The sequence below is a fragment of the Microcoleus sp. MOSTC5 genome, from assembly GCF_036701825.1.
Taxonomy (GTDB): domain Bacteria; phylum Cyanobacteriota; class Cyanobacteriia; order Cyanobacteriales; family Microcoleaceae; genus Microcoleus; species Microcoleus asticus.
Map to the genome: position 1 here is coordinate 1 of NZ_JAUBRK010000144.1, position 3,659 is coordinate 3,659.

At 46.8% G+C, this 3,659-nt stretch carries 1 protein-coding gene and 1 pseudogene; both read right to left on the reverse strand.

Annotated elements, in window-relative coordinates; all coding sequences use genetic code 11:
• Nucleotides 1-110 (reverse strand): annotated as a pseudogene (locus tag QUA54_RS33860) (IS1/IS1595 family N-terminal zinc-binding domain-containing protein); the annotation flags it as partial.
• Nucleotides 111-888: 778 nt separating this feature from the next.
• A partial coding sequence (locus tag QUA54_RS33865) for a choice-of-anchor Q domain-containing protein (protein ID WP_333419363.1) occupies nt 889-3,659 on the reverse strand: 2,771 nt, incomplete at its 5' end.

Consider the following 3,659-nt stretch of genomic DNA (forward strand, 5'->3'; position numbering starts at 1 on the left):
AACTGCTTGCCACATTGTTTGCACTTAAATTTTTGTTTTTTGTTGTGGGTACTGCCATTTTTTACGGTTTGTTGCCCATGGCAGTAGGGACAACAAGGTCGGCGATTTAAGAAATTCAAAAAATCTTCCATAGCCAGTTAATTTACATCAATCTACGAAATTGCTTTTTTTCACAGAATAATATTTGTGAGCAGTTTAATCAATAAGAACAATTAATAGGTTTAATAAGCTTTTCTCAAGCTATGACATCTATTTTTTTAGGTTTTAAATTGAAAATAGCTGGGATTTTAGTTGGCAACTACCAGCCACCACTACATATTTATGACTACCAAAATACGCTTGTTCTGGGCCTCGATATTTCTGATTTTTTCCCAATACTCAACTCTTAATTTTTGTACTCTTTCTGTTCCCGCGAAGGCTACTGTACCATGTTTTTTTTTACGATTGAGTCCTAATTTTTGTTTGGGGCGACACAGAGCCGTCCGACTTACCCATTTTCCAGTCCGTTGCCCTAATAATTCACACAATTCGCTCTTTCGTAGCATCAGGATGGTCAGCTAAAGCATGCTCTCACTGTCGTTTCTGCATCAGTCAAAGGACTGAATGGGGGTTTACCCCTCTGCGCAAGGAAGTAGATTTCCCTGAGTTTGTTGTTGCTTGACCAGTTTTTGAACTAGACTTTTAGTAACGCCAAACCGGGTGGCTACTTTTCTCGCTTGACATCTTTTCTGCCAAGTGTGCTGTCACTATTTTTGAGCCCAGGTCAAGGGAATAGGATTTCCGACGCTTTGACTATCAGATGCTTTTCACCTTAATTCTTAATTATACCTCATAGCATCGGAAAGTGCTGTATTAGTAGAGGAAGGATTCCTCACCATACTAACAGCCTTAAAGCAGAGTAATTGCAGTCGATGCCGGAGCGCCGATCGAACCTGGGCCAAAGCCCAAATTCACCACCCCACCAGTCAAACCAGGAAGATTGTTAATCGTCAGACTAACGCTAGTTTGACCGGGATTAAAGTTCACGGTGCCGGACGCAGGATTCACAGCAAATGGACTAATGTTGTAGTCTACGTTGTTCACAGGTGGATCGCCACCAGGGGCAACAATCAAAAAGTCGATCGAAGCCGAAACCGAAGTATTGCCAGTCCGATTAATCGTAAACTCTCCAGAACCACCATCAATAATAGGATCGGGAGACGAACCGTAAAAGAAGAAAGTCGGAGGCGTCACATTAGAAATCCCTTGATATTCAATTTTCCGCACTAGGTAGTCGGAACCATCGTTTTTGAAGGAGGTGGCGGCGTAGGCAGCGGTGGGGCTATCGTAAGCTTTGGTGGAGAACCGCAGTTCGTCAAAAGTAGCGCCGCCCAGAGAGTTTCCTACTATCTGGAATTTGAAACTGCCATCAGTGCGATCGCCAATGAAAGTCACTCCATTTGAAGACACACCGATCGCTTTTGGAGCTATCGGAGCGTTGAGGCGAGCGATCGTAAAATTGCTGGCCGGTACCAGAACCCCATTATTAAAGATTTGCACGAAAGCAACTTCATTGCCTTGATCGCCCAAACCCGGACTTGTTGTGGGAGTCAATCCACTCAGGTCGATCGTTGTGCTAGTGATGTCTTGGTTATCTGCCCATTTCACCTTCAGCGCCTGAGATTGATTGGTGTTGGGGTTATGGTTGATTTCCGCCCGAATTTTCCTGGCGTCGGTGAACCAACCATCATAAGAGGATGGGACGCCAATACCGCCGGTACTGCCGTAGCTCAACCAGCTTTTAGGGTTTTCGTTGCTTGCTAAGGTGAGGTTGCTGATGACATTCGGGTTAAGGTAGTCAGTTTCCACGCCATCAAAAGCTATCCCAGAAAGTTTGATGCCTTGATTCTGGGCGGCCGAAGGCCATTGTGCGATCAGGTCACTGATGCTGCTGTAATTATTGGTTTGACCCAAAGAACCAGTAAGAGTCGGCGCGGGAGTCGGAGTCGGTGTCGGCGTCGGCGTGACTGTAGGGTTAAATTCATAAGCGCCAATATCAACGATCGCACTTCCGTTATTATCGCCATCTTGAGGGCGACTCACACCGCGCTGATCCGTAGCCGGCGCGCCCGCACCAGTACCCGTATCAATTGCCGGACTTCCTACTAGCAGCGGCAGCACGAAAGCGCCGTTAATATTTTGCAAAGGGCCGAGTAAGGGGTCTGCGATCCTCACATTTGCCGTAACATTACTATCATTAGGATCTCCCACCGTCAGTTTAGCGGGAAATTGAAGATTGTTTCCCCCATCGATTAGCTCCCGTCCAGTGTGCTGCCTAGTTTTAAAAGAGTTACTTGCCGTATTCCTATCAAAAATCGAATTTTTGACAGTAATTGGCGATTTCACAGGATCGTTAAAAGTAGCAATACCTCCCGAAAATTCAGCGGTATTCTTAGCAAAAGTCGAATTGACGATGTTAGTCGAAAATGAATCTCTGTTAGCGACAACCATTCCTCCGCCCTGCTTAGCAGCGCTGTTGCCGGAAAATGTACTGTTGACAATGCTGATATTTCCATCTCCTCCCGACCACAAACCGCCCCCATTATCTTCAGCTTGGTTATTAGCAAAAGTGGAATTTGTTACCGTAAGATCCACATTTCCATGACGAATTGCGCCTCCCGAACCTCCAGTTCCTGCTGCATCCTTAACAGCTTTATTGTTAACAAAAGTGCTATTTTCCAAAACTATCTTATCTTGAAGATAGCCAAATAAAAATCCCGCTCCTCCTTCTCTCGCTCCGATATTGCCATCAAAAACGCTGTTGCGGATAGCAATAGTTCCGGCAACAGGGCCGGGGGTTGCATTCGGCCCCGAAGCATTAGCGCCATCGACGTAAACTGCCCCGCCAACACCTTTATCTGTGCTGTTACCAGTGAATTTAGAGTTTTCGATCGTCATGCTGCCCAACAGGTTATTAACAGCTCCGCCGTAGCTGCCTTTGTTGTTGGTAAATTCGCTATCTCTGATAGTCAGAACACCCCCGCTTTTGGTTGCGATCGCGCCGCCACCGCGTTCGGTATTATCTGCTAGCGAACCGTCATTGCCGCTAAACTTGCTGTTAATGACAGTCGTCGTGCTGCGGAAACCCGTGTAAATGCCGCCACCAAAACCGGCAACATTATTATTGACTTGGCAATTTTCTAAAGTTAAAGTGCTGCTACCTCCTGTTTGAATGCCACCACCGGCGCTAGTTGCCTCATTATTCGGATCGGTTCCAGAAACTTTGCCGTTGGCAACAATCAGGTTTTTTAGAGTAACATTGGTCGAACCTTCTGTGCGGATTACCCGCGAAGTATTGTTGCCGCTGATAGTTAAACCCGCTGCCGCTGCACCGTCAATGGTGATGTTTTTGCCAACGGGAATATCTAGTTGACCGCTGGTGAGGGTAATAGTTTGACCTGCTAAACCTGGAGCGAAGGTAATTGTATCCCCTGCAACAGCGGTGGCGATCGCAGCCCTTAATGAACCGGGACCGCTATCGCTATTGTTGGCTACCACGATCGTAGCTAAATCACCTTGGTAACTTGCCATCGCCTCGGGCCCCAAGGCTAAGGGAGATTCAATTTGGCCAGAAGCAAATTCTAAATTCCAGTCGCCGCCGCTGCCGGTTGTGTTGCTGG